22 protein-coding genes are annotated in these 21,496 nt (G+C 60.6%); 16 read left to right on the top strand and 6 right to left on the bottom strand.

Annotated elements, in window-relative coordinates; translation table 11 throughout:
* Positions 1-72 precede the first annotated feature (72 nt).
* Genes recJ through AMM33_RS02100 form a run of 4 tightly spaced genes read right to left on the bottom strand, consistent with a single transcriptional unit; the run spans position 73 to position 3,696 of the window.
* A complete protein-coding gene (recJ, locus tag AMM33_RS02110; protein ID WP_090138321.1) occupies positions 73-1,782 on the bottom strand; it encodes a single-stranded-DNA-specific exonuclease RecJ in 1,710 nt (569 codons plus the stop codon).
* Positions 1,783-1,789: 7 nt separating this feature from the next.
* Entirely contained in the window at positions 1,790-2,749 is a 960-nt protein-coding gene (locus AMM33_RS02105; RefSeq protein ID WP_090138319.1) for a hypothetical protein, read from the bottom strand.
* A 56-nt stretch (positions 2,750-2,805) separates the two neighbouring features.
* Positions 2,806-2,946 (bottom strand): hypothetical protein, encoded by a 141-nt coding sequence (locus AMM33_RS21700; RefSeq protein ID WP_194945182.1) that lies wholly within the window; start codon positions 2,944-2,946, stop codon positions 2,806-2,808.
* A 45-nt stretch (positions 2,947-2,991) separates the two neighbouring features.
* Positions 2,992-3,696, bottom strand: a complete 705-nt coding sequence (locus AMM33_RS02100; RefSeq protein WP_194945181.1) for a DUF2076 domain-containing protein — start codon at positions 3,694-3,696, stop codon at positions 2,992-2,994.
* Positions 3,697-4,172: 476 nt separating this feature from the next.
* On the opposite strand from AMM33_RS02100, the gene AMM33_RS02095 reads away from it, so the two are divergent.
* The 3 genes from AMM33_RS02095 to AMM33_RS02085 all read left to right on the top strand — a co-directional run bounded on the left by AMM33_RS02095 (position 4,173) and on the right by AMM33_RS02085 (position 7,899).
* Positions 4,173-5,369, top strand: coding sequence for an MFS transporter (locus AMM33_RS02095; RefSeq protein WP_090138316.1), 1,197 nt, complete (start codon positions 4,173-4,175; stop codon positions 5,367-5,369).
* Between the two features lie 667 nt (positions 5,370-6,036).
* Complete coding sequence (locus AMM33_RS02090; protein WP_090138314.1) at positions 6,037-6,504, top strand: CoA-binding protein; 468 nt, start codon at positions 6,037-6,039, stop codon at positions 6,502-6,504.
* A 111-nt stretch (positions 6,505-6,615) separates the two neighbouring features.
* On the top strand, positions 6,616-7,899 hold the full coding sequence (locus tag AMM33_RS02085) for an O-acetylhomoserine aminocarboxypropyltransferase/cysteine synthase family protein (RefSeq protein WP_090138312.1): 1,284 nt from the start codon (positions 6,616-6,618) through the stop codon (positions 7,897-7,899).
* 275 nt (positions 7,900-8,174) lie between these two features.
* Here AMM33_RS02085 and AMM33_RS02080 read toward each other — a convergent pair whose 3' ends face one another.
* Together AMM33_RS02080 and nhaA are read right to left on the bottom strand one after the other, a co-directional pair.
* Positions 8,175-9,047 (bottom strand): acid phosphatase, encoded by an 873-nt coding sequence (locus tag AMM33_RS02080; RefSeq protein WP_228767897.1) that lies wholly within the window; start codon positions 9,045-9,047, stop codon positions 8,175-8,177.
* Positions 9,048-9,212: 165 nt separating this feature from the next.
* Complete coding sequence (gene nhaA / locus AMM33_RS02075; protein WP_090138310.1) at positions 9,213-10,397, bottom strand: Na+/H+ antiporter NhaA; 1,185 nt, start codon at positions 10,395-10,397, stop codon at positions 9,213-9,215.
* A gap of 89 nt (positions 10,398-10,486) precedes the next feature.
* Here nhaA and AMM33_RS02070 point away from each other — a divergent pair, with 89 nt between their 5' ends.
* From AMM33_RS02070 to AMM33_RS02010, 13 genes are all read left to right on the top strand, one after another.
* Positions 10,487-11,755, top strand: a complete 1,269-nt coding sequence (locus AMM33_RS02070; protein WP_090138308.1) for a lipoprotein-releasing ABC transporter permease subunit — start codon at positions 10,487-10,489, stop codon at positions 11,753-11,755.
* 223 nt (positions 11,756-11,978) lie between these two features.
* Positions 11,979-12,674 carry a lipoprotein-releasing ABC transporter ATP-binding protein LolD gene (gene lolD, locus AMM33_RS02065; RefSeq protein ID WP_090138736.1) on the top strand — a complete coding sequence of 232 codons (696 nt, stop codon included), beginning with the start codon at positions 11,979-11,981 and terminating at the stop codon, positions 12,672-12,674.
* An 18-nt stretch (positions 12,675-12,692) separates the two neighbouring features.
* Complete coding sequence (locus AMM33_RS02060) at positions 12,693-13,538, top strand: TatD family hydrolase (protein ID WP_090138306.1); 846 nt, start codon at positions 12,693-12,695, stop codon at positions 13,536-13,538.
* Complete coding sequence (locus tag AMM33_RS02055) at positions 13,535-14,095, top strand: DNA-deoxyinosine glycosylase (RefSeq protein WP_090138304.1); 561 nt, start codon at positions 13,535-13,537, stop codon at positions 14,093-14,095. Before AMM33_RS02060 ends, AMM33_RS02055 begins: the two co-directional genes overlap by 4 nt.
* A complete protein-coding gene (locus AMM33_RS02050; protein WP_090138302.1) occupies positions 14,092-14,862 on the top strand; it encodes a class I SAM-dependent methyltransferase in 771 nt (256 codons plus the stop codon). Before AMM33_RS02055 ends, AMM33_RS02050 begins: the two co-directional genes overlap by 4 nt.
* Before the next feature lie 158 nt (positions 14,863-15,020).
* Positions 15,021-15,509: a tripartite tricarboxylate transporter TctB family protein gene (locus AMM33_RS02045; protein ID WP_090138301.1), complete on the top strand. Its 489-nt coding sequence runs from the start codon at positions 15,021-15,023 to the stop codon at positions 15,507-15,509.
* A 13-nt stretch (positions 15,510-15,522) separates the two neighbouring features.
* Positions 15,523-17,034 (top strand): tripartite tricarboxylate transporter permease, encoded by a 1,512-nt coding sequence (locus AMM33_RS02040; RefSeq protein WP_090138299.1) that lies wholly within the window; start codon positions 15,523-15,525, stop codon positions 17,032-17,034.
* Positions 17,035-17,465: 431 nt separating this feature from the next.
* Positions 17,466-17,765: an H-NS histone family protein gene (locus tag AMM33_RS02035; protein ID WP_090138297.1), complete on the top strand. Its 300-nt coding sequence runs from the start codon at positions 17,466-17,468 to the stop codon at positions 17,763-17,765.
* 362 nt (positions 17,766-18,127) lie between these two features.
* Positions 18,128-18,682 (top strand): transcription termination/antitermination protein NusG, encoded by a 555-nt coding sequence (locus AMM33_RS02030; protein WP_090138296.1) that lies wholly within the window; start codon positions 18,128-18,130, stop codon positions 18,680-18,682.
* 57 nt (positions 18,683-18,739) lie between these two features.
* Positions 18,740-19,459, top strand: a complete 720-nt coding sequence (gene uppS / locus AMM33_RS02025) for a polyprenyl diphosphate synthase (protein WP_255350660.1) — start codon at positions 18,740-18,742, stop codon at positions 19,457-19,459.
* A 246-nt stretch (positions 19,460-19,705) separates the two neighbouring features.
* The gene (rfbA, locus tag AMM33_RS02020; RefSeq protein WP_090138294.1) at positions 19,706-20,578 is read left to right on the top strand and encodes a glucose-1-phosphate thymidylyltransferase RfbA; all 873 of its coding nucleotides are present in this window, start codon (positions 19,706-19,708) and stop codon (positions 20,576-20,578) included.
* 102 nt (positions 20,579-20,680) lie between these two features.
* Positions 20,681-21,088: a type VII toxin-antitoxin system MntA family adenylyltransferase antitoxin gene (locus tag AMM33_RS02015; protein ID WP_194945180.1), complete on the top strand. Its 408-nt coding sequence runs from the start codon at positions 20,681-20,683 to the stop codon at positions 21,086-21,088.
* Positions 21,078-21,494: a type VII toxin-antitoxin system HepT family RNase toxin gene (locus AMM33_RS02010; RefSeq protein WP_090138290.1), complete on the top strand. Its 417-nt coding sequence runs from the start codon at positions 21,078-21,080 to the stop codon at positions 21,492-21,494. The genes AMM33_RS02015 and AMM33_RS02010 overlap by 11 nt, the downstream gene beginning before the upstream one ends.
* Positions 21,495-21,496 lie beyond the last annotated feature (2 nt).

Genomic DNA, 21,496 nt, shown 5'->3' with positions numbered 1-21,496 from the left:
TCGCAGTGAAAGCCGCTGATGTAGGTTGGCAGCTTCAGCTCCGACGTTTCCGCTGTGACCGCACAGCCCGTTTTACAGTTCGGCGCCTTCAATCAGGAAGCGAACGCGTTTTTGGCCCTGCCACTCATCGGCATCCAGTCGGTAAGCCAACTTCACCCGCGCAGGCAAAGGCTCGGTGCGGCCAAACCAGATGCCGTCGACCGGCTGGCCTTGGTGTTTCATCTTCAGCGACAGGTGTTTCTCACCCACCAGGCGCTGCGACACGACCTCGATCTCTTCGCAAAACACGGGCGGCGCAAAGCCCTGGCCCCAGACTTCGTGGTGGAGCATGTCCACCAAATCTACCCGGCGGTATTCGGCGGGCAGCGGCCCGTCGGTTTCCAGGCGGCGTTGCAGCGTGGCCGCGTCCAGCCATTCCATGGCCACCTGGTTCAGCGTTTCCTCGAACACATCGAGGTGCTCTTCGGCAATCGTGCAGCCTGCCGCCATGGCGTGGCCGCCAAAGCGCAGCAGCACGCCCGGGGCGCGTTTGGCCACCAGATCGAGCGCGTCGCGCAAATGAAAGCCCGCAATCGAGCGGCCCGAGCCTTTGAGTTCGTGCTCTTTGCCCGGGGCGCTGCTGGCCGCAAACACAAAGGTGGGGCGGTGCAGCTTGTCCTTGATGCGCGAGGCCACGATGCCCACCACGCCTTCGTGAAAGTCCGGGTCGAACACACAAATCGCCGGTGGCGGCTCGTCGCCTTCGTCAAACAGCGACTCGGCCATCTCCATGGCCATCTCGCGCATGTCGCCCTCGATCACGCGGCGTTCGCGGTTGATCGCGTCCAGTTGTTTGGCCAGCTCGTCGGCGCGGCCCGCGTCGTCGGTCAGCAGGCACTCGATGCCCAGCGTCATGTCAGCCAGGCGGCCTGCGGCGTTGATGCGCGGCCCCAAGGCAAAGCCAAAGTCAAAGGTCGTGGCCTTGGCGGTTTCGCGGCTGGCCGCACGCATGAGCGCGGCCATGCCGGGCGGCAAGGCCCCGGCCCGCACGCGGCGCAGGCCTTGGGCCACCAGGCGGCGGTTGTTGGCGTCGAGCTTGACCACGTCGGCCACGGTGCCCAAAGCCACCAGCGGCAGCAAGGCGTCCAGCCTGGGTTGGGTGCTCGCGTCAAACACACCGCGCTGGCGCAGCTCAGCACGCAGGGCCAGCAGCACATAAAACATCACGCCTACACCCGCGATGGATTTGCTGACAAAGCTGCAACCCGGCTGGTTGGGGTTGACGATGACTTCGGCTTTGGGCAGTTCACTGCCGGGCAAATGGTGGTCGGTCACCAGCACCTGCAGGCCCAGGGCTTGCGCCGCTTGCACACCCGCCACGCTGGCGATGCCGTTGTCCACGGTGATCAGCACGTCCGCGCCTTGCGCGTGCACCCGCTCGGCAATCGGTGGGGTCAGGCCGTAGCCGTCAACCACGCGGTCCGGCACCAGATAGCTCACGTTCTGTGCACCCAGCATGCGCAGGCCGCTAACGCCCACGGCGCAGGCGGTCGCGCCGTCGCAGTCGTAATCGGCCACGATGCACAGGCGCTTGTTGTGCGCGATGGCGTCGGCCAGCAGCTGGGCGGCTGCTTGCGTGCCCAGCATGCCGGCCGGGGGCAGCAGCAGGTTCAGTGCGTCGTCCAGTTCGTCTTTGGACAACACGCCACGGGCGGCATACAGGCGGGCCAGCAGGGGGTGGATGCCAGCTTGTTCCAGCGCCCAGGCGCTGCGGGGGGGCACATCTCGGGTGAGCAAATTCATGGGGTGATCAGTGGGTGATGAGGGCTTGAAGGGCCGCTGCAGGTGAAGGTTTCTGGAACAGCCGGGTTAATGTGCGAGTGGTGCGCTGGTACCAAGCGGCAGGTGCGGCGGTGTAGGTGTGGGCCGCGTGTTCGCTGCACAGGCTGAGCTGGCCTTGGCCCGTGGCTTTGAGGTGTTGCAACAGGTCGGCCACGGCCGTGGCATCGAGCTGCTGCCAGGCTTGCCGCCAGGTTTGCACATCGCCATGCAATGCGCTGGAGCGCAGGGCGTCCGACACGGTCGCTGTCTCGGTCATGGGGCTTGAAGCGGCAGGCAGGGTGCCCGCTCCATGCAGCCAAAAGGCGTTGACGGTGTGCTGCCTGCGGGCGTCGCGGGCGTCGTTGACCGGGTGGTTGTAGAGCAGCATCTGCATCTCGCTTTGCAGGCGCTGCAGGGGCAGGGCGGCGGGGTGCTGGGGCATCCACTCTTTCACGTTCTGGCCAATCACCCGGTCGAGCGAGGCGGTGGGCAGCTCAGCCAGCAGCGCGCCCTGGACGTGCCAGCGCAAGGCGCTGTGCCAGGTCACCTGCAGGCCGTCTTCCTGCAAAAACGGTTGCATGGCTTGCAAAAGGTGTTGCGACTCTTCGTCAGACAGGTGCAAATGCGCGGGGTCGGCCATCACCACCTGGTCCATGCCGATTTGCCAGTGGCAGGGCGTCATCCAGGCTTGGGGCGCGGAACAGACCTGGCCTTGTTGCGCTTGGTGCCAAGCGGCCCATGGCAGGGTGGGGGCGTCAGGTGCCCAGCCCAGGGCCTGGGCTTGCAAGCGTTCATGAGGCAGGTGCAGCGGTGTGGCTTCGTAGTCTTGCAGCACCTGCTGGCGCTGCAACAAAGTCAGCAATGCTTGCAAATGGGGGAGCTGCAAACCAGCCCAAACCTCGGGGCCGATGAGGTTGTGGCTGGCTGCGAAGGGAATGATCAGGTGCATGGGCCGTGATTGTCGCAGGCCATCCCATGACCTTGAACCGTTGAACTTGGAGGGCTTCAGTTGGCGTTCATGCTGTAGATCACCGCCAAGGCAATGGCAAAAATCACCGCCCAAATGGCGCGGTTGTTTTTTTCGATGAATTTGAGCACCACGTCCTCAAGGCTTTTGGAGGTGTGCGGGGGACGATTGGGGTCCATGTGAGGCTTTCTGGGGGTGTAAGACGAGGGCAGCAGGGCGGGGCGTCAAGCCCAGTCTTCACCTGCGTCCCAAGAAGCGTCACCTGCATCGTCTGCTGCGGCCTGAGGCGACACCAGACCGGGCATGTCTTCTTCTGGGGCGTTGCTCGAAGGGGATGTGGCGTTGGCGTTGGACTCGGGCGAGGGCTTGTGCTGCCCCATGAGGCTTTGCACGCCCTGAAACAACAAGCCACCTGCCACCACACCCGCTGCGGTGGTCGCCATTTGGGCCATCATGCCGCCGCCCCAGGCGCTGGTGGTGGCAGGGGCGGCTTGGGTTTGGGCAGGCATGGCCGCTGGGCGTGCAGCCGCAAGCGGGTTGGTGGCAAAACGGGTTGTGGCTGCGGAGGGTGCGGTGGCAGGCATCTGCTGTGCGGGTGTTTCTGCCCCACGGCCCCAGGCTTGGGTACCCGACATCCAAGACCCGCTGGCAGCGGGTGTCGGCGCTTGTGTCGCTTGGGTGGCTTGCAGTTGGGCCAACTGGGCCAATTGCTGGGCGCATTGCGTTTCCAATTGCGCAATGCGCATCTGGGCGGCATCCAGCGCCACGCCCAAACCCATGGCCCGCTGCACCAGCAAATAAGGCGCGTCGGCTTGTGCACTGACCGCTTCGCGGATCAGGCCGTCGGCCGTGGGGTCTTTCGGGTCGGCACGGGTCTGGCGCAAAGCGCTCAAAAATTGCTGCAATTGGTCACGTTCAGTCGCGTTCATCGGGAGAACCTTTTTGGCAATGGAGGACTCATTATGGGCAAGCCCAGCGTGTGTGAGTTGACTGCCGAGGATGAATCCGAAAACCGACAAGGGCATGCCCTTTTATTGATCCGGCCCTGTGAAGTTTGCAAGGTGACTTCAATCTTGCACCTTGTGGGAGCCAGCCCAGCTGGCGATCAGACGCTTGTGGACCACAATCTTTTCGCTTGGCTGGCAAGCTCCCACAAAATCCTCCCAACGGGCAACACACGGCTCAGACTTCATCGGGCCGAATCTATAAGCAGTGACGGCGCAAAAAATTCAAAGTTCAGCGTGCCGAATCAATAGGAGCCTAACCCTGTGGGCGATTGCACGCGCACCTCCACCGCAGGCCATCCCCCCAAGGGGCGTGCCAAAAGACAAGGCCGCAAAACCCATCAAGCCGCGCTGCTTCAAAGGCACAATGACAGCTACTTCAAAAAAGAACCGGAGACAAGATGAAAGAAACCCCTTATGCCTGGGTGGTGGTGTGGGCCACTTTTGTGTGCCTGGCGCTGATCTTCGGGGTGTCGTATTCGTTTGCGGCGTTTTTTGAATCGTTCGCGGCCGAGTTCTCGGCGCAGCGGGCCGATGTGTCCTGGATCTTTGGCCTGTCGGGCTTTGTTTACTTTGTGCTGGGCGCGGGCGGCGGCATGCTGGCCGACCGCTTTGGCCCGCGCACCGTGTGCTCGGCGGGCATGGCGCTCATTGCGCTGGGCTTGCTGGCCACCAGCTGGGCCACGTCCTTGATGGCTGTCTATGTGAGCTACGGTTTGCTGGTGGGCCTGGGCATCGCCTTGGTTTACACCCCGTCCATTGCCAGTGTGCAGCCCTGGTTCACCACCCGGCGCGGCTTGGCCGGGGGCATTGCCAGTTCGGGCGTGGGCGCAGGCACCTTGCTGGTGCCGGTGCTGGTGGCCATGGCGATTGGCCCCATGCCCTGGCGCGAGGCCATGCAGCTGCTGGCCTTGGCGGTCTTGGTGCTGGGCTTGTTGGCGGCGGGTTTGCTGCGCCGCGCCCCTGCCACGCAAGCCGCCCCCGGTGCGACCAGTGCAGGGGGCTCGGCCTCCGGACTGACTTTGCGCGAGACCTTGCGCAGTCCCACCTTCCGCTGGCTTTACCTGGCCACCGTGCTGGCCTCGCCCGTGATGTTCATTCCTTTTGCGCATGTGTCCGCCTCGGCGCGCGATCTGGGTCTGGGCGAAGCCTTTGCCGTGGGGCTGGTGGGCCTGATTGGCGTGGGCAGTCTGGTCGGGCGCTTTGCCATTGGCCTGCTGGCCGACCGCCTGGGCCGGGCGCAGACGCTGGTGCTGATGCAGCTGTCCATGGGCGCGTCGTATGTGCTGTGGGGCGCGGCGGGTGGGCAGGCCATGCTGGTGCTGTTTGCGCTGTGGTTTGGCCTGAGTTATGGCTCCATCGTGTCGCTCTTGCCCGCCATTTGCATGGATTATTTTGGTGGTCGCTCGGTGGCCAGCGTGGTGGGCACGCTCTACAGTGGCGCGGCCCTGGGCAATTTGCTGGGCCCGGTGCTGGCCGGGGCGGCCTTTGACTGGAGCGGGCATTATTTGGGCGTGATGGCCGTGTGCGGCGGGCTGTCGCTGTGCGCCACATGGGCCTCGCGGCAGATGAAGCGCAGCGGGCAGGTGACGTATTGAGCCTGTGACTCCTATGAAGATGACAAGTACGGCACTTGGCTTGATGGTTTTTGTAGGAGCCCACCCTGTGGGCGATGGGCGTGGTACACGCCCTGCAAGCCATCGCCCACAGGGTGGGCTCCTGCAAAAGAACTTGCGGCGCTTGAGCTGAAGACTTCAACAAAACGACGCAGAAGACAGAAGGGCTTTCATGCACAACGATTTGCACGCGCTGCTGAGTGGCTTGGCGCAATATTGAACCTGTGACCCCTATGAAGATGACGGTTTCGGCACTTGGCTTGTTGGTTTTTGTAGGAGCCCACCCTGTGGGCGATGGGCGTGGTACACGCCCTGCAAGCCATCGCCCACAGGGTGGGCTCCTGCAAAAGAACTTGCGGCGCTTGAGCTGAAGACTTCAACAAAACGACGCAGAAGACAGAAGGGCTTTCATGCACAACGATTTGCACGCGCTGCTGAGTGGCTTGGCGCAATATTGAACCTGTGACCCCTATGCAGATGACGGTTTCGGCACTTGGCTTGTTGGTTTTTGTAGGAGCCCACCCTGTGGGCGATGGGCGTGGTACACGCCCTGCAAGCCATCGCCCACAGGGTGGGCTCCTACAAAAGAACTTGCGGCGCTTGAGCTGAAGTCTTCAACAAAACGACGCAGAAGAGACAGAAGGACTTTATGCACAACGATTTGCACGCGCTGCGGCGCATCCTCAAAAGTTGCCCCACCATCGCGGTGGTGGGCTTGTCGGCCGAGTGGCACCGGCCCAGCTATTTCGCGGCCAAGTACATGCAGTCGCACGGCTTCAAGATCGTGCCGGTCAACCCGCGCTATGCGGGCGGCCAGGTGCTGGGTGAAACCTGTTACGCCAGCCTGAACGACATCCCTTTCAAGGTCGACATGGTCGATGTGTTTCGCCGCGCCGAAGACGTGCTGCCGATTGCCGAGCAGGCGGTGCAGATCGGTGCCCGGTGTCTTTGGCAGCAGCTGGGCGTGGCTAATGCACCGGCCGACGCCTTGGCCCGGCAGGCGGGCATGGATTCGGTGAGCAACCGCTGCGTGAAGATCGAACACGCCCGGCTTTTTGGCGGCCTGAACTGGGTGGGTGTGAACACCTGGATCATCTCGGCGCGGCGGCTGGTGTGAGGCCAGCCATCGCCCACGGGGTGGGCTGCTACCAATACAAGCTCGCGTCACAGCCCACGACCGACATCTTGTTTTGCCATTTTTGAACCCTATTTTTTCCATCCGAACACCATGACCGACCGCCAATTCCACCCCGAAACCCTGGCCATCCACGCCGGGCAAATTCCCGATGCGGCCACAGGCGCACGCGCACTGCCCATTTACCAAACCAGCAGCTTTGTGTTTGACAGCGCCGAGCACGCGGCCTCGCTCTTTAACCTGCAGACCTTTGGCAATGTGTATTCGCGCCTGAGCAACCCCACCGTGGCGGTGCTCGAAGAGCGAGTGGCCGCGCTCGAAGGCGGGCGTGCTGCCGTGGCCAGTGCCTCGGGCATGGCGGCCGAAACCATGGCGCTGATGACCATCTTGCAGTCGGGCGACCATGTGGTGGCGGCCGGGGCTTTGTACGGCGGCTCGGTCACCCTGCTGGCCGTGAGCCTGGCCAAGTTCGGCATCGAGACGACCTTTGTGGACGCGACAAAACCCGAGGCCTTTGCCGCCGCCATGCGCCCCAACACCCGGGCCGTGTATGCCGAGAGCTTGGGCAACCCGAGCATGGTGGTGCTGGACATCGCCGCCGTGGCCGAGGTGGCCCATGCGCACGGCGTGCCGCTCATCATCGACAACACCGTGCCCAGCCCACTGCTGTGCAACCCGCTGGCGTTGGGCGCCGACATCGTGGTGCATTCGGCCACCAAATATTTGGCGGGCCACGGCACCACCTTGGGTGGCGTGGTGGTTGAGGGCGGCAAATTCCCTTGGGACAACGGCAAGTTTCCAGGCATGACCGAGCCGTCCAAGGGCTACCACGGGGTGAAGTTTTACGAGACCTTTGGCGACTTCGGCTTTTCCATGCGCTGCCGCATGGAAAGCCTGCGCGTGTTTGGCGCATCGCTCAGCCCCATGAGCGCCTGGCAAATTCTGCAAGGTGTCGAGACCCTGCCGCTGCGCATGACCAAACACTGCGACAACGCTTTGGGCGTGGCCCAATTTTTGAAGGCCGACCCGCGAGTAGCTTGGGTCAACTACCCCGGTTTGCCCGACCACCCGCAGCACGCCCTGATGCAGCGCCAGATGCGCGGCGCGTCAGGCTTGCTGTCGTTCGGCGTCAAAGGCGGTTTGGCGCAAGGCGTGACCTTCATCGAGTCGGCCCAGTTCATGAGCCACCTGGTCAACATCGGCGACACCCGCACCCTGATCAGCCACCCGGCCAGTACCACGCACCGCCAGCTCGACGAGGCCCAGCAACTGGCCGCAGGCGTGCCGCCCGACATGGTGCGCATTTCGGTGGGCCTGGAGAATCTGGACGACATCTTGTGGGACATCGACCAGGCGCTGGACAAGGCCAGCCGCTGAAAGCCCATGTTGGGCTATGGCGCAGGCCCATGTCTGGGCTGAAGCCACCGACCTGCGAAAAACCACAGAGCTTGCCTTGTAGGTCGGCAGCTTCAGCTCCGACATTGCGGGCTCCGGCACAGGTCCCATGTCGGGGCTGAGGCCACCGACCTACGCAAAACCACAGACCTTGCCTCGTAGGTCGGCAGCTTCAGCTCCGACATGACAGGCTCCGGCACAGGTCTCATGTCTGGGCTGAAGCCACTGACCTACGGGAAACCACAGGCCTTGATTTTTCAGCGCTTCAGCGCCGCAGCTTCCGATGCGCAATCTTGGCGGTCTGATTTCAGGCCTTTGGCTCGGGCGGCGGCAATTTCGGCTTTGGCCAGTTGAGCTTGGGCCTGAAACACCGGGTCGGCTTGCAGCCGGGCCACAGCGGCAGCGCCCACCACGCGCCCGGCTTCCAAGTCACTTTGCCAGTGCACGCCGCACACCATGCGGCTGTCACCAAAGGCGTGTCCGCGTTGAACCAAGGCATTGGCTTTGTCGGGGGCCAGGCCCGCCAAGATCAAGCCCCAGGCCCAACCCAGCGCGGCGTGCCCCGAGGGGTAGGCGCCGTCTTTGGACAGGTGTGCTTCTTCCTTGGGGGCGCAGGTGGTTTCACCCAGCTCGGCAAAAGGACGCTTGCGGTTGTAGTGGTCCTTGGCTTTGTAGGTGGCAAAGCCCGCGTCCACCAAACTGCGGCGCAGCAGCATGTTCAGGTGGGGCGTGGCTTCTTGCGAGATGGGCATGTCCAATGCACACGAGAACACCCCGGCTGCTTCAGGAAACTTCAGGTTCACGTCCTTGAAGGCGTATTCCCAGCGCGGTGTGTTGCGCAGGACGCGGGTTTGCTGGTGCTGCTGCACATCGGCCGCATGGCGGGCTGAGCCGGGGGTGGGCGGTGGCGGCACCAAGGCCAGGCTGTCGGGCAGTTCCTTGCGGTCGATGTAGCCGTTCAGGTAGCCCGTGCCCTTGCGGAATTCGCCCACCACCTCGGGCGAGGTCGGTGGCTCGGCAGTTTTGACTGGGGCCGTCTGGCAGGCGCTCAGCAGCAAGGCGACGGTGAGGGCTGCGGGGATGGCGCTCAGTCTGGGGGTGGCTTTTGGCGTCGTGCGGGGTGTGGTCATGGTTGGTTTCCTTGCATCCATGCATGCAGGGTCCGGGCATGCTGTGGGCAAGTTTTGCCGCACACGACCCGGTGCAACCGTCACGCCCGTGACTTTTTAGGTGAAAACACCCTCTGGCTTCTGCGCGATGCTTGCCCATAGGGGTCTGTGCAACAGGCACATCGCCTACCTCTTTGTCGGCTTGGCCAGCCCCAAAACCAGGGCGCCCAAGACACCCGCCAAGATGGAGCCGCCCAACACGCCCAATTTGAGTTGCAGTTCATAAGCTGGCCCCAGGCCGTTGAAGGCCAGGCCCCCGATGAACAAGCTCATGGTGAAGCCAATGCCACACAGCATGCTCACGCCCAGCAGTTGGACTGTGGAGGCCTCGGCGGGGGCTGGGGCCAGGCCCGAGCGAATCATCAGGTAAGCAGCGCCAAACACCCCCACGGCCTTGCCCAGCAGCAAGCCCAGGCCAATGCCCAAGGGGATGGGCGACATCAAGGTGTTCAGGCTGACCCCGTCCAGCAACACCCCGGCATTGCTGAAGGCAAACATCGGCAAGATGCCAAATGCCACCCAAGGGTGCAGCCCGTGCTCCAAGGATTCCAGTGGAGATTGGCCCTGCGCATCCCGCATGGGAATGGCCAGCGCCGTGATCACCCCCGCCAGCGTGGCATGCACTCCCGACTTGAGCACGCACACCCACATGACCAGGCCGACCGCGATGTAAACATCCACCCGCGTGATGCGCAAGCGGTTCAGGCTCAGCAGCACCAGGCCCGAAAGCAATGCCCCCAACAGCATGGGCCAGGACAGGCTGGCGGTGTAGAACAGGGCAATCACGACAATGGCGCCCAAGTCGTCGATGATGGCCACGGCGGTCAGGAACACCTTGAGCGACAAGGGCACCCGCGAACCCAACAAGGCCACGATGCCCAAAGCAAAGGCAATGTCGGTGGCCGCCGGAATGGCCCAGCCGCGCAAGGCCACGGCGTCGCCCCAGGTGAAGGCGGTGTATATCAGTGCAGGCACCAACATGCCACCCAGTGCGGCCACGGCGGGCAGCGCCAACTGGCCGGGTCCGCTCAATTCGCCTTCCAGAAATTCGCGCTTGATTTCCAGACCCACCAAAAAGAAGAACACCGCCATCCACAGGTCGTTGACCCACAAAATCAGGGGCTTGGACAGCACCAAGGCCGCATCCCCAACGATCACTTGCCCCGGGATTGCCAAAAATGACCGGTAATGCTCACCCCAGCTGGAGTTGCTGACCAGCAATGCGGCCAAGGCGGCCAGGGCCAGGACGATGCCGCCTGCCGACTCGTGGTGAAAAAAACGCAAGAAAGCGGAGTGGGGGAGGGTTTTCATGGCCCCATTGTGGTCAATTCAGGCCTGAAATGCGCAATGAGGGACAGCGCTGTGTGGGTTCTGTGTGAGCCCCATTGCACAATAGGCCCATGTCTTTTTTCAAAAACATCCCTTACGAGCTGGTGCTTGGCTGGCGCTACACGCGTGCAGGTCGCGCCACCCGACGCAACGGTTTCATTTCATTCATCTCTGGCGTGTCCATGCTGGGCATTGCCCTGGGCGTGGCGGCGCTCATCATCGTGCTGAGCGTGATGAACGGCTTTCAGCGCGAAGTGCGCGACCGCATGCTGGGTGTGGTCTCGCACATCGAGGTGTATGCCGCCGATGGCAACGCAGTGACCGATTTGTCGAATGTCTTGGCCCGGCTCAAATCACATCCTCAAGTGCTGGGCGCGGCGCCCTTCATCACCGCGCAGGCACTGCTGGCGCGGGGTGAAGACATGAAAGGTGTGCTGGTGCGCGGCATTGATCCGGCGCTGGAGCCCGAGGTGACCGATTTGTCGTCAGAAGCCCAGGCTGGCGTGCTGGCGCGGCTCTTGCCGGGGGAGTTTGGCATCGTGCTGGGGGCCGATCTGGCGCAAAACCTGGGTGTGCAAAGCGGCGACCCGGTCACGCTGGTTTCGCCTTCGGGGCAGGTGACCCCGGCGGGCGTGGTGCCGCGCATGAAGCAAATGCAGGTGGTGGGCAGCTTCCATTCGGGCCACTATGAATACGACTCGGCCCTGGCCATGATGCATGTGGACGATGCGGCCCGCATGTTCCGGCTCGAAGGCCCCAGCGGCATCCGGCTCAAGCTGCGTGATTTGCACCTGGCCCGCGAGGTGGCCCGTGATTTGCAAATGCAGCTGGGCGCTGGCTTTTTTGTGCGCGACTGGACGCAGCAAAACAAGACCTGGTTTGCCGCCGTGCAGGTTGAAAAACGCATGATGTTCATCATCCTCACGCTCATCGTGGCGGTGGCCGCCTTCAACCTGGTCAGCACGCTGGTGATGACGGTGACCGACAAGCGCGCCGACATCGCCATCTTGCGCACTCTGGGGGCCAGCCCGCGCAGCATCATGGGCATTTTTGTGGTGCAGGGCGCCACGGTGGGCGTGATCGGCACGCTCAGCGGTTTGGGGCTGGGCCTGTTGGTGGCCTTCAACATCGACGTGATCGTGCCTGCGCTGGAGCAGCTGTTCAACGCCAGCTTTTTGCCGCGCGACATTTACCTGATCAGCCGCATGCCCAGCGAGCCGCTGGCCAGCGACATATGGCCGATTGCCATCATTTCTCTGGTGCTGGCGTTTCTGGCCACGCTCTACCCCAGCTGGCGCGCCAGCCAAGTGAACCCGGCGGAAGCCCTGCGTTATGAATAAACTTTCTCTGCCTACGCTGCCCGAGACCTTGGGCTCTTTGACGGCGCCCAGCTTGGGCTCTTCGGCGGCGCCGACCCCTGAGGCTGCCGATTTGCCGCCTGCGGTGGACACCCTCCCTTCGGCAAGCCCCGCCGTGGCCTGCACCTCGCAGGCCAGCCTGCCTCTGGAAAGCTTGTCCCCGGCAAGCACGTCTGTTTCCAGCCAGATCGAATCAAACCCACCCCTGAACAGCCCAAAAGCCCATGTCGTCTTGAAGGCCCAAGGCCTGACCAAGCGATTCACCGAAGGCCGACTCGATGTGACGGTGCTGCAAGGCGTGGACCTGCAGGTGCACGCGGGCGAGACCCTGGCCATCGTGGGCGCTTCGGGCTCGGGCAAAAGCACGCTGCTGCATTTGCTGGGCGGTCTGGATGCGCCTACCAAAGGCAGCGTGCAGTTGCAGGGCCAATTGCTCTCGGCCTTGAGCGCGGCTGAACAAGGCCTGTGGCGCAACCGCTATCTGGGTTTTGTCTACCAGTTTCACCATTTGCTGCCCGAGTTCAGTGCCCTGGACAACGTGGCCATGCCGCTGTGGATTCGCCGCCAAAACCGTCGCGATGCGGCCCTGGTGGCCGCGCAGTGGCTGGCGCGTGTGGGCCTGGACAAACGCTTGCACCACCGGCCTTCCGAGCTGTCCGGGGGTGAACGCCAGCGTGTGGCACTGGCCCGCGCCCTGGTGAACGAGCCCGCTTGCGTGCTGGCCGACGAGCCCACCGGCAACCTGGACCGCGAAACGGCCGACGGCGTGTTTGCCCTGATGCTGCAGCTGGCGCGAGAGCGTGGCACCGCCTTTGTGGTGGTCACGCACGACACCGCGCTGGCCGCGCGTTGCGACCGGCAGCTGCACCTGGTCAAGGGCGTGCTGCAAGCGGCCGTTTGACCGGCGGCACATCGCGCCATGTGGATCGACACCCATTGCCATCTGGACGCGGCCGAGTTTGACGCCGACCGCGACGCCGTCAGGGCGCTCGCGCGCCAGCAAGGGGTGGGGCTGTGCGTGATCCCGGCGGTGCAGCGCAGCCACTGGCAGGCCGTGGCCGATCTGGCCGCTCGCCACGGCGATGCGTATGCGCTGGGCATCCACCCGCTGTATGTGCCGCAGGCTGACAAGGCCGATGTGCTGGCGCTGGACCAAGCCCTGGCCGAACGCCAGGGTGACCCGCATCTGGTGGCCGTGGGCGAGATCGGGCTGGATTTTTTTGTGCCCGCGCTGTGCACGCCCGCCATGCGTGAGCGCCAATGGTTTTTCTACACGGCGCAGCTTCAGCTGGCGCAAAAGCATGGCCTGCCCGTGATCTTGCATGTGCGCCGTTCGGCCGATCTGCTGCTCAAGGGCTTGCGCCAGGTGGTGGTGCCTGGCGGCATCGCGCATGCCTTTAATGGCAGCATTCAGCAGGCGCAGGCCTTTGTGGCACTGGGTTGGGCGCTGGGTTTTGGCGGGGCGCTGACTTACGAGCGGGCTTTGCAATTGCGCCGCCTGGCCACCGAGCTGCCCGAAAGTGCCCTGGTGCTGGAGACCGATGCGCCCGACATGCCCCCGCATTGGCTCTACCAGACGGCCGAGCAGCGCGCCTTGGGCCTGCCGCAAGGGCGCAACAGCCCGGCCGAGCTGCCGCGCATTGCCCAGCAGCTGGCCCCGTTGCGCGGCATGCCGATGGCGGCGCTGGCGCAGCTCACCACCGCCAATGCCCAGCGGGCCTTGCCCCGGCTGGCCGCGCTGGCCGCACGGGTGGTGCATGCATGAGTGCATCCCCTCTGTTGCAAGGTCTGGCCCCGCTGGTCTCGGCGGGCACCCGGGTGCTGGTGCTGGGCAGCTTTCCGGGCGTCAAGTCTTTGCAGGCGCAGCAGTATTACGCGCACCCTCAAAACCAGTTCTGGCCCATCATGCAGGCGCTGTGGCCCGATGCCGGGTGGCCTGCAGAACGCGACTACGCCCGCCGCTGCCAATGCCTGCTTTTGCTGGGCGTGGGGGTGTGGGATGTGTACGCCGCCTGCGCGCGAGAGGGCAGTCTGGACAGCGCCATCCAGCAGGGCCAGCTCAATGATTTTCCGGGCCTGCTGGCGCAATGTCCGCAGCTGAGCACCATCGCCCACAACGGCGGCGAGAGTTTCCGGCATGCCAGAACGGTCAAAAAAGCGCTGGAAGAAACCGGTTTGGCCGGGCGGGTGACGATTCATCGCCTACCATCGACCAGTCCGGCCCATGCGTCCTGGACCTTTGAGAAAAAACTGGCCGCCTGGCGTGCCGTGATGACACCCCCCGATGCCGCCCCTGTCCTGCCCAACCTCAACACACCATGAGTCGAAAAAAAGCTGGCGACCCAGCCATTGAACTGCCCGAAGTCAACTTCTCCGAAGATGGCGAAATCCGTTACCTGCACCTGGGCACCGAGTGGATTCAGGGCTCCATGTTTCTGGATCGGCCCTATGACATCGAGCTGGAATATGTGCAGCGCATGTTTGGCTGGCTGCTGTTTTTTCCGCACGCAGACGTCAAGGGCGCACACGCCATGCAGCTGGGGCTGGGCGCGGGCACGATCACCAAGTTTTGCTACAAAAAACTCAAGATGACCTGCACCGCCATCGAACTCAACCCCGGCGTTTTGCATGCCTGCCGGGGCTGGTTTCGATTGCCGCCTGACGATGAGCGCCTGCGCGTGGTGCTGGCCGATGCCTTGCAGGAAATTCAAAAGGAAGAATGGCGCGGCACCGTGGATGCCTTGGCGGTCGATCTGTACGACGAAGAGGCCGCAGCGCCCGTGCTGGACACGCCCGACTTTTACCGCCATTGCCGGGACCTGCTGACCCCGCAAGGTGTCATGACGGTCAACCTGTTTGGCCGCTCGTCCAGCTACGGCGAAAGCGTGGAGAAAATCTGCGCTGCTTTTGGTGAAGACGCGGTCTGGGCTTTCAAGCCCACCCGCGAAGGCAACGCCATCGTGCTGGCGCAGCGCACCGCCTCGCGCCCCAAGCGTGATCAACTCATGGCCGCAGCCGAAAACATCCAGGAAAAATGGGACTTGCCCGCCCCCAAATGGTTGCGTGTGTTCAAGCCACTGACGACATGACCTCCAGCGCACGTTGCGACCAAATCAAACCGGAAAAAAACACCCGCGCATCAGGGTAAACCAGCGCTTTGTCACCCTCGGGATATAGGTGTAACCCACATCCGCCACAGGGGCATCTTCACGCAGAATCTCCCCAACTCAATCAGAGGAGATATCTCGTGAACATCAAGAGTCAAAAAGACTTTTTCGCCGGGCTGTTCTACACCGTAGCAGGTGCAGCCTTTGCCATTGGCGCGACCAATTACAACATCGGCATCGGTGCCCGCATGGGGCCGGGTTATTTCCCGTTGTTGCTGGGCATTTTGTTGGCTGTTATCGGTGCCTTTGTCATGTTCAAAGCATTGACGGTCGAAACCCAAGACGGTGAAAAAATTGGCAAATGGGCCTGGAAGCCTTTGTTCTTCATCATCGCCGGCAACTTGTTGTTTGGCCTTTTGTTGGGTGGCCTGCCCAGTGTGGGCGTGCCCGCCATGGGTTTGATCGTGGCCATCTTTGGCACCACCTTGGTGGTCAGCTTGGCGGGTGACACTTTCAAGCTCAAAGAGGTCTTGATTTTGGCCACCATCCTGTCCATTGGCAGCTACTGCGCTTTCGTGCTGCTGCTCAAGCTGCAGTTTCCGGTCTGGCCCACCTTCATCACCGGTTGAGGAGAATTAACTCATGGAACTGTTTGACAACCTTGCACTCGGTTTTGGGGTGGCGTTCACCTTTCAAAACCTGATTTACGCTTTTGTGGGTTGCCTCTTGGGCACCCTGATCGGTGTATTGCCCGGCGTGGGCCCAGTGGCCACGATTGCCATGCTCTTGCCCGCCACTTACGCGCTGCCCCCCGTGGCTGCGCTGATCATGTTGGCCGGTATTTACTACGGCGCGCAATACGGTGGCTCCACCACCGCCATTTTGGTCAATTTGCCAGGCGAAGCCTCGTCGGTGGTGACCATGATCGACGGCTACCAAATGGCCCGCAAAGGTCGCGCCGGCCCCGCTTTGGCCGCTGCCGGCATGGGTTCTTTCTTTGCCGGTTGCGTGGGCACCTTGATCTTGGCCGCTTTTGCAGCGCCCTTGACCGAAGTGGCCTTCAAGTTCGGCCCTGCTGAATACTTCTCGCTCATGGTCCTCGGTTTGATCGGTGCTGTGGTCTTGGCCTCTGGCTCCCTGATCAAAGCGGTCGGCATGATTGTGTTGGGTCTGTTGATGGGCCTGATCGGCACCGACGTGAACTCGGGTGTGGCCCGTTTCAGCTTCGACATTCCTGAGTTGACCGACGGCGTGGGCTTCATCGTGATCGCCATGGGCGTTTTCGGTTATGGCGAGATCATCTCCAACCTGTCCAAGCCCGACGAAGAGCGCGAAGTCTTCACGGCCAAAGTGACCGGTTTGATGCCCAGCGCTGAAGACTTCAAGAACATGGTGCCTGCTGTGTTGCGCGGCACCGCTTTGGGCTCGGCCCTGGGCATCTTGCCCGGTGGCGGTGCCTTGTTGGCAGCTTTTGCGGCTTACACCATCGAGAAGAAAACCAAACTCCGTCCAGGCGAAGTGCCTTTCGGCCAAGGCAACATCCGCGGTGTGGCGTCGCCTGAATCGGCCAATAACTCGGCTTCGCAAACTTCCTTCATCCCCTTGCTGACGCTGGGCATTCCGCCCAACGCCGTGATGGCTTTGATGGTGGGCGCGATGACCATCCACAACATCCAGCCCGGCCCTCAGGTCATGACCAGCAACCCCGAGTTGTTCTGGGGCCTGATCGCCTCGATGTGGATTGGCAACGCGATGTTGATCATCTTGAACCTGCCCCTGATCGGCATCTGGATCAAGTTGCTGTCGGTGCCTTATCGCTGGTTGTTCCCGGCCATCGTGCTGTTCTGCGCCATTGGCGTGTATTCGACCAACAACAACACCTGGGACATCTGGATGGTGGCCATGTTTGGCGTGATTGGTTACGTCTTCATCAAACTCGGCATGGAGCCAGCGCCTTTGCTCTTGGGTTTCATCCTGGGCCCGATGATGGAAGAAAACCTGCGACGCGCCATGCTCTTGTCGCGTGGTGACTGGAGCGTGTTTGTCACGCGCCCCTTGTCGGCGGGTTTGCTGGCTGCGGCCTTACTGCTTTTGATCATCGTGGCTTTACCCTCGATCAAATCCAAACGCGAAGAAGCCTTCGTCGAGGAATGACCTGCGCCTGAAGCACTTGTGCTGCACATCAAAACGGCCTCCTTGGAGGCCGTTTTTTTTTGATGGTTTGCGTTCGCTGATGAAGCCCAGCCAAATCAATAGCGGCAGGAATCACCCTCCCGGGGCGATGAATGGTGTCATGCGGCCTGTCGGTGCTTGCATTGCCAACGATGGTTGTGAAACCCCCTGGAAAACCATCGTCGGCAACACAAAAATTGCATAGCCGAAACAAATTCAAACATCTTGTGGCCTGACCCATAATATCGGTGCGACATTTTTTGAATGTCGGTTCAATGTATGGAAAAAAGCAAAATTAGATCGAAGAAATGCCCGTATTGAAGCTCTAAAAATTCAGTTGGTTTAAAAAAATCAATGTGATCCAGATTATTTGATGTATATTTCAGACTCGTTATTTTTAATCAGGAGTTAACATGACCCAAAGCTACAAAGAATTATTGGCACAGCGTGAAGCCTTGGAATTGGCCATTGCTCAAGCCCGCCAAAATGAAATTTCCAGCGCAGTCGCTAAAGTGCGCGAGTTGGTTGCCGAATATGGCCTGACTGCACAAGACATATTCCCTGGCCGCGCAGGCAAGCCAGCCAGCGCCAAAGCAGTCAGCAAAGTGGCGGCCAAATACCGTGACCCAGCAACTGGCCAAACCTGGACGGGTCGAGGCAAAGCACCCAAGTGGATCGAAGGTCAAGACCGCACGCCTTTCACGATCGCTTGAGTCTTATGAGTCATTCATTTTTTTCTACTACTCTGATCAATCCTTATTGATCGAAGCACCCTGTTTGGCGAGGAGCCCACCCATGAGGACGCTGATTCTGGTTCATCCAGAAATCCACTTCCGAAACCGGACCTCTGCACACGCAAGGTGGCTGTCAGCCTGAATCGCACAATGGAAGCCCCAAGCTGCATGGCATTGAATCAATAAATGAAAATTGATAAAATTAATTTTCATTTGAAAATTAGCTGAGTTGTTGAAAATGCTAAACCCCGCTTTGCGGGGTTTTGTTTTTCAATATTGATTTCAGCTGCAAAGCCAAAGTTAAAATCTACGTTAAACATTGTTCAATAACGACTTCGCGCATGCCCTTCATCCAAGAGACAACCAATCCCTTTTCTAGCGAAAACCCAGACGCAGGTCGTTGGTACTTGGCTTACACCAAACCCCGTCAAGAACAAATCGCGCATGTCAATCTGGAACAGCAGGCATTTGAATCATATTTGCCGCTTTACAAGAAATTCAAGAAAACAGAACAAGGCCCCGTGGCCTTGTTTGAGCCCATGTTCCCGCGCTATATCCTGTTTCGCCCGGGCAAACCCGAGCAAAGCATCTCAGCCGTGCGCAGCACCAAAGGCGTGGCCACCATCGTGCGTTTTGGTTTTGAGCCTGCACTTTTGCACGACGATTTGGTCCAGCGCATCCGCCAGCTCGAACAAGATCGCAACCACGCCACTTTGCAAGAGTTGAGCAACATCAAAGCCGGTCAAACCGTGAGACTCAAACACACAGCCCTCAAAGGCATCGAGGGGCTTGTGCAAAATGTGTCCAGCAAACGGGTGGCTGTTTTGCTGGAAATACTTGGACGCCCCACCTTGGTTCAACTCGAACACCATCAAGTCGAACTTACCCACGCCTGATTCAAGAGCGCATTCAAGCCACTAAAATCGTTACCCCCATTCAGCACCGGCCATCACTTGTCTTCCACCCCCTCCACCACACTTCCCGCCCACATTGCCATCATCATGGACGGCAACCGTCGCTGGGCCAAGAACCGCTTCATGCCCGCCGCCCTGGGGCATGCAGCTGGCGCCAAACGGGTGCGTGACATCGTTAAAGCCTGTTCGGCATTGGGCGTTTCGCAATTGAGCTTGTTTGCATTCAGCACCGAAAACTGGAAACGCCCCGAAGAAGAAGTCAGCAGCCTCATGAGCCTGTTCATGACGTACCTGCAAAAAGAGATCAACAACATGAACGCCAACGGCGTGCGGCTCAAAGTGGTGGGTGACACGGCGCGCTTTGGCCCCCTGCTGCAAGACCTCATCGCCAAAGCCGAAGCGCAAACCGCTGCCAACACGGCCATCACCGTCAACGTGTGCGCCAATTACGGGGGGCGCTGGGACATGATTCAGGCCGCCCAAGCCTGGCAAAAAGCCCATCCCCACCTGAGCTTGCAAGACATGACGGAAGAGGGCTTGTCGGCATACCTCAGTACTTCGTACGCCCCAGAAGTCGATCTGCTCATTCGCACAGGCGGCGAGTCACGCGTCAGCAACTTCATGCTCTGGCAAGCCGCCTATGCAGAAATGTTCTTCACGGACGACCTGTGGCCTGATTTCACACCAGAGCGGCTCAAGCAAGCCATTGAATGGTTTTCTAGGCGGGACCGCCGTTTTGGATCATCCGCGCCCTTGTGAGAAAAATGCCAATTTCATCAAGAAAATGATGATTTGATTTTTTAAATGAATCAATAGGCATGCATTATTTCAATTCCCCCATTGTTCTTAAGAATACAATGCTTGACCTTCTGAATACAGGGTTGGTGGGTGGACTTGCACTGCAATGGTGCATCTGATCTCTCTCTGAAGTCTGCAACGCCTGCGTTGCCGGACTGCGGTAGCCTGCATTGAACAATGCGGTAGCGCCTACAAAACAAACAAAACATGTCCAATCGCAAAGGCATCATCCTTGCCGGGGGCTCCGGCACGCGCCTGTACCCTGTGACGCAGGCCGTCAGCAAACAGCTCATGCCGGTCTATGACAAACCCATGGTGTATTACCCGCTGACCACACTCATGTTGGCGGGCATCCAAGACGTGCTGCTCATCAGCACGCCGCAAGATACACCTCGATTTAACGAATTACTGGGCGATGGCAGCCAGTGGGGCATGAACATTCAATATGCGGTGCAGCCCAGCCCCGATGGATTGGCCCAAGCCTTCATCATTGGCAAAGACTTTGTCGGCAACGACCCCAGTGCCTTGGTCTTGGGGGACAACATCTTTTACGGCCATGATTTGGTCAAACTGCTTGCCAGCGCCAACCAGCGCAACGCAGGCGCCAGCGTCTTTGCCTACCATGTGCACGATCCCGAGCGCTACGGTGTGGTCGACTTTGACGATCAGCAACGCGCGCTCAGCATTGAAGAAAAACCCAAGGTCCCCAAAAGCAATTACGCAGTCACCGGCTTGTATTTCTATGACAGCCAAGTCTGCGACATCGCAGCCGACATCCAGCCCTCGCACCGTGGCGAACTGGAAATCACGGATGTCAACAAACGCTACTTGGAGCTGGACCAACTCAATGTTGAAATCATGGGCCGAGGCTATGCCTGGCTCGATACCGGCACCCACGACAGCCTGCTCGAAGCCGCTGGCTTCATCGCCACCTTGCAAAAACGCCAAGGCCTCATGGTGGCCTGCCCCGAAGAAATCGCCTTCCATCAAAAGTGGATCAACGCCGAATCGCTGCAAAAACTCGCTCAGCCCTTGGCCAAAAACGGCTACGGTCATTACTTGTTGAACTTGCTGAAGTAAACACTGAATGGCCACGCTTGGCTCGCAATGACAAATCAGAAACCGTCATTGCGAGCAGCTAAGCGTCGTGGAAATCCAGAAAAAAATCCACAACACCCCAACATGCCTCTGACCCCTGTCCCAATCGACACCATCAAAAGCACCGCCCATGCCGTGCTGGCTCAGCGAGCCGGTTTGGCTTTTGCTGTGCTGGTGGGCAGCCGGGCAGCGGGTACCGCGCACGAAGGCAGTGATTGGGACATCGCCATCCAATGGGCCAGAAGTACGTCGGCCACCGAAAAATTGCTGGCCACAGAACTGTTGCGCCAGGATTTGCGCCATGCCCTGCAAGTGAGCGAAGACCAAGTTGACCTGATTGATCTGGCCGATGCCCGCCTGGCCATGCGCGCCTTGGCGGCAGAAGAGGGCGTTCCCCTGCACATTGCCGATGACTTGGGGTGGGTGCGATTTTTGCAAAACACCTGGGCGCAGCTCGAAGATAACCAATGGCGTAGCCAACATGCGGCTTGAGCTTTACCAACAAGAAACCGAGCGACTGGCACGCGACCTGCAGGCCATGCTCGATGACGTGAGCCAACGCCTGCACCAACATCAAGCCTTGTCTGCCCTCGAGCAAGCGGGTGTTCTGCATGCATTGCAGGTGCTGACAGAAAACGCTATCGGTAAAGCCAAATTGCTCATCAAGCAACGCCAGCAAACCGTGCCCGTCTCGGCCTACGATGCATTTGCGCAACTGCACAGAGACCACACCATTGACGACCAAGCCATGCGCCATTGGACGGCCGCCATTGGTTTGCGTAACCGCATCGTGCATGACTACCTCAATGTGGACATGACCGTCATCGAAACCCTGGTCAAAGAACGCCAATATCAGCTTCAAGTCCAATTTTTGTTGAAGCCGATTTTTTCTGCTTAAGC

The organism is Limnohabitans sp. DM1, assembly GCF_001269385.1.
Classification (GTDB): Bacteria; Pseudomonadota; Gammaproteobacteria; order Burkholderiales; family Burkholderiaceae_C; genus Limnohabitans_A.
This window is presented reverse-complemented; position numbering and strand designations above follow the sequence as displayed.

What these genes read in the sequence shown, in the direction of transcription:
- AMM33_RS02070 (WP_090138308.1), top strand. Translation starts at nt 10,487, where the DNA reads ATGTCTTTTTTCAAAAACATCCCTTACGAGCTGGTGCTTGGCTGGCGC.
- AMM33_RS02050 (WP_090138302.1), top strand. Translation starts at nt 14,092, where the DNA reads ATGAGTCGAAAAAAAGCTGGCGACCCAGCCATTGAACTGCCCGAAGTC.
- AMM33_RS02080 (WP_228767897.1), bottom strand. Translation starts at nt 9,047, where the DNA reads ATGACCACACCCCGCACGACGCCAAAAGCCACCCCCAGACTGAGCGCC.
- AMM33_RS02040 (WP_090138299.1), top strand. Translation starts at nt 15,523, where the DNA reads ATGGAACTGTTTGACAACCTTGCACTCGGTTTTGGGGTGGCGTTCACC.
- AMM33_RS02035 (WP_090138297.1), top strand. Translation starts at nt 17,466, where the DNA reads ATGACCCAAAGCTACAAAGAATTATTGGCACAGCGTGAAGCCTTGGAA.
- AMM33_RS02085 (WP_090138312.1), top strand. Translation starts at nt 6,616, where the DNA reads ATGACCGACCGCCAATTCCACCCCGAAACCCTGGCCATCCACGCCGGG.
- AMM33_RS02090 (WP_090138314.1), top strand. Translation starts at nt 6,037, where the DNA reads ATGCACAACGATTTGCACGCGCTGCGGCGCATCCTCAAAAGTTGCCCC.
- recJ (WP_090138321.1), bottom strand. Translation starts at nt 1,782, where the DNA reads ATGAATTTGCTCACCCGAGATGTGCCCCCCCGCAGCGCCTGGGCGCTG.
- AMM33_RS02015 (WP_194945180.1), top strand. Translation starts at nt 20,681, where the DNA reads ATGCCTCTGACCCCTGTCCCAATCGACACCATCAAAAGCACCGCCCAT.
- AMM33_RS02100 (WP_194945181.1), bottom strand. Translation starts at nt 3,696, where the DNA reads ATGAACGCGACTGAACGTGACCAATTGCAGCAATTTTTGAGCGCTTTG.
- nhaA (WP_090138310.1), bottom strand. Translation starts at nt 10,397, where the DNA reads ATGAAAACCCTCCCCCACTCCGCTTTCTTGCGTTTTTTTCACCACGAG.
- AMM33_RS02030 (WP_090138296.1), top strand. Translation starts at nt 18,128, where the DNA reads ATGCCCTTCATCCAAGAGACAACCAATCCCTTTTCTAGCGAAAACCCA.
- AMM33_RS21700 (WP_194945182.1), bottom strand. Translation starts at nt 2,946, where the DNA reads ATGGACCCCAATCGTCCCCCGCACACCTCCAAAAGCCTTGAGGACGTG.
- rfbA (WP_090138294.1), top strand. Translation starts at nt 19,706, where the DNA reads ATGTCCAATCGCAAAGGCATCATCCTTGCCGGGGGCTCCGGCACGCGC.
- AMM33_RS02105 (WP_090138319.1), bottom strand. Translation starts at nt 2,749, where the DNA reads ATGCACCTGATCATTCCCTTCGCAGCCAGCCACAACCTCATCGGCCCC.
- AMM33_RS02010 (WP_090138290.1), top strand. Translation starts at nt 21,078, where the DNA reads ATGCGGCTTGAGCTTTACCAACAAGAAACCGAGCGACTGGCACGCGAC.
- AMM33_RS02095 (WP_090138316.1), top strand. Translation starts at nt 4,173, where the DNA reads ATGAAAGAAACCCCTTATGCCTGGGTGGTGGTGTGGGCCACTTTTGTG.
- AMM33_RS02060 (WP_090138306.1), top strand. Translation starts at nt 12,693, where the DNA reads ATGTGGATCGACACCCATTGCCATCTGGACGCGGCCGAGTTTGACGCC.
- AMM33_RS02055 (WP_090138304.1), top strand. Translation starts at nt 13,535, where the DNA reads ATGAGTGCATCCCCTCTGTTGCAAGGTCTGGCCCCGCTGGTCTCGGCG.